Source organism: Streptomyces sp. GC420 (assembly GCF_009916105.1).
Taxonomy (GTDB): domain Bacteria; phylum Actinomycetota; class Actinomycetes; order Streptomycetales; family Streptomycetaceae; genus Streptomyces.
On record NZ_JAAAXQ010000588.1, the window covers coordinates 1 to 3,248 of the forward strand.

2 protein-coding genes are annotated in these 3,248 nt (G+C 75.0%); one reads left to right on the top strand and one right to left on the bottom strand.

Annotation, left to right across the window (positions count from 1 at the left end):
• On the top strand, positions 1 to 870 hold an 870-nt coding region (locus tag GUY61_RS36530), incomplete at its 5' end, for an ABC transporter permease (RefSeq protein WP_208106896.1).
• A 137-nt stretch (positions 871 to 1,007) separates the two neighbouring features.
• On the opposite strand, the gene GUY61_RS36535 is transcribed toward GUY61_RS36530, so the two are convergent.
• The coding region (locus tag GUY61_RS36535) for a bifunctional salicylyl-CoA 5-hydroxylase/oxidoreductase (RefSeq protein ID WP_166634601.1) at positions 1,008 to 3,248 on the bottom strand (2,241 nt) is incomplete at its 5' end.

The following is a 3,248-nucleotide window of genomic DNA, read 5'->3' on the forward strand; positions in this document are numbered from 1 at the left end:
GACCGGGAGAACGGGGTGGTCGGGGAGGACAGCGTGGACGGCCTCTCCTCGGGACTCGACGCACTGGAGTCCCCGGCCGCCGTCCCGGCGCGGCGCCGGCGCGGGCTCGACGGCCGGTCCGCGGCGCCCTTCCTGGCGCTGGTGTGCGTGCTGGCGGTGTGGCAGCTGACCAGCGGGCTCGGCCTGCTGCCCGCGCTGCCCGCGCCCGCCGCCGTGTGGGGCGCGCTCGCGGAGCGGTGGCGGGACGGGACGCTGCTGCCCGCCCTGGGCAACAGCGCGGCGCGCACCGCGCTCGGTTTCGGCGCCTCGGTGCTGGTCGGAGCCCCGCTGGGGCTGTTCGTGGCGCGGTACGCCGTGCTCCGTACGATCGTCGCGCCCGTCCTGTCCGCCTTCCAGGCGCTGCCCGCGGCCGCGCTGGTGCCGATGGCGGTGATCGCGCTCGGCGATTCGGAGCGCGCGGTGTACGCGGTGGTGCTGCTCGGCGCGGTGCCGTCCATCGCCATGGGGCTGCTGAGCGCGGTCGACCAGATCCCGCCGCTGCTGCGCCGCGCTGGGCGGACCATGGGTGCCACGGGGCGGCTTGCGGTGCGCAAGGTGCTGCTGCCGGCGGCCCTGCCGGGGTTGATCGCGGCGCTGCGGCAGGGCTGGACGTTCGGCTGGCGGGCGCTGATGACGGCGGAGCTGATCACGGCGACGCCGCTGCCGGGTGTGGGGCGGATCCTCGGCGCGGGCAAGGAGAGCGGGGACGCGGCGGTGGTGCTGGCGGCCGTGGCGCTGATCCTGGCGGTGGGTGTGCTGGTGGAGTCTGTGGTGTTGGCTCCTCTGGAGCGGCGGGTGCTGCGGGACCGGGGGCTCGGCGGGACGGCCTGAGCCTCCCGACCGGGCCGGGCGGCCGGCCCCGGACCGCCGGGCCGGCGAGCGAAGGACCGGAGGGCCCGGACCGGAGGGCCCGGACCGGAGGGCCCGGACCGGAGGGCCCGGACCGGAGGGCCCGGGCGTGCACCGGTTCAGCGGGACAGGGTGAGCCGCGGCTTGGGCGCGTCGGTCCGGCCGGTCGGGGGTGTGCGGCTGCCCGCGCGGTACGGCGCCGACCACGGTGCACCAGGGCCGGTGTAGCCCTGCTCCGCGGCGGCGTGCAGGGTCCAGTGCGGGTCGTAGAGATGGGGTCTGGCCAGCGCGCACAGGTCCGCGCGTCCGGCGAGGAGGAGCGAATTGACGTCGTCCCAGGAGGAGATGGCGCCGACGGCGATCACGGGCATGCCCAGTTCGCCGCGGATCCGGTCGGCGTACGGCGTCTGGTAGGAGCGGCCGTACTCGGGGCTTTCGTACGGCACGACCTGGCCGGTGGACACGTCGAGGGCGTCGGCGCCGTGCGCGGCGAAGGCGCGGGCGATCTCCACGGCGTCGTCGGCGGTGGTGCCGCCCTCGGCCCAGTCGGTGGCGGAGATCCGCACGGTCATGGGCCGGTCGTCGGGCCAGGCCTCCCGCACGGCGTCGAAGACTTCGAGGGGGAAGCGCAGCCGGCCCGGGAGCGGGCCGCCGTAGGCGTCGGTGCGGCGGTTGGTGAGCGGCGAGAGGAAACCGGAGAGCAGATAGCCGTGGGCGCAGTGCAGTTCGAGCAGGTCGAACCCGCTGTGCGCGGCGCGGCGCGCGGCGGCCGCGAACTGCTCGCGGATCTCGTTCATGCCCGCGCGGTCGAGTGCCCTGGGGACCTGGTTGACCCCGGCGCGGTAGGGGATGGGCGAGGCGGCGCTCACCGGCCAGTTGCCGTCGGGCAGCGGCTCGTCCATGCCCTCCCACATCGGGCGGGTGGAACCCTTGCGGCCGGAATGGCCCAGCTGGACGCCGATCGCGGTGCCCGGCGCCGCGCTGTGCACGAAGTCGGTGATCCGCCGCCAGGCCGCGGCCTGCGCTTCGTCGTAAAGGCCGGTGCAGCCTGGGGTGATGCGGCCCTCGGGGCTGACGCAGACCATCTCGGTCATCACCAGTCCGGGTCCGCCGAGAGCGCGGGCGCCGAGGTGGACGAGGTGGAAGTCGCCGGGGAGGCCGTCGGTGGCGGAGTACATGTCCATGGGCGAGACGACGACCCGGTTGCGCAGGGTCAGCCCGCGCAGCCGGAAGGGCGTGAACATGGGCGGCGTACCGGGCGGGCAGCCGAATTCGCGCTCGACTGCCTCGGTGAACGCGGCGTCCCGCAGCCGCAGGTTGCCGTGGGTGACGCGGCGGCTGCGGGTGAGCAGGTCGAACGCGAACCGGTGCGGCCCTCCACCGAGATGCCGGTGCAGTTCCTCGAACCAGCGCAGGCTGGCCGCGGCGGCGCGCTGGGTGGACTCGACGACGGGACGCCGCTCGGCCTCGTACGCGGCGAGGGCACGGGCCGGGTCGGGCTGTTCCTCCAGGCAGGCGGCGAGCGCGAGGGCGTCCTCGACTGCGAGTTTGGTGCCGGAGCCGATGGAGAAGTGGGCGGTGTGCGCGGCGTCTCCGAGGAGCACGATGTTGCCGTGGGACCAGCGCTCGTTGACGACGGTGCGGAAGGTGAGCCAGCCGGAGTCGTTGGACTTGAGCGGCCGTCCGCCGAGGGCCTCCGCGAAGATCTCGGCGCAGCGGTCCACGGAGGCCTGTTCGCCGAGCGCGTCGAAGCCCGCGGCCCGCCAGACCTCTTCGCGCATCTCGACGATCACGGTGCTGTCGTGCGGGGAGTAGGGGTAGCCGTGCAGCTGCATCACTCCGTGCCCGGTCTCGGCGATCTCGAAGCGGAAGGCGTCGAAGGCGAAGTCGGCGGCGAGCCAGATGTAGCGGCACCGGTGCGGGGTGACGCGGGGGGCGAAGACGTCGGCGTGTGCGGCGCGGGTGGTGCTGCCCGCCCCGTCGGCGGCGATCACCAGGTCGTAGGACGCGGCCAGTTCGGCGGGGGGCGGGGCGGGCGTGCGAAAACGCAGCTCGACACCGAGGTTCCGGCAGCGGTCGTGCAGGATGTGGAGGAGCCTTCGGCGGCCGAGGGCGGCGAAGCCGTGCCCGCCGGAGGTGAGGGCGCGGCCGCGGTGCACGATGTGGATGTCGTCCCAGCGCACGAACTCGCGCCGGAGCGCGGCGTGGACGGCGGGGTCGGCGTGCTCGATGCCGCCGAGGGTCTCGTCGGAGAGGACGACGCCGAAGCCGAAGGTCTCGTCGGGGGCGTTGCGTTCCCAGACGGTGACCTCCCGGTCCGGGCCGAGCCGCTTGAGCAGTGCCGCGGCGTAGAGCCCGCC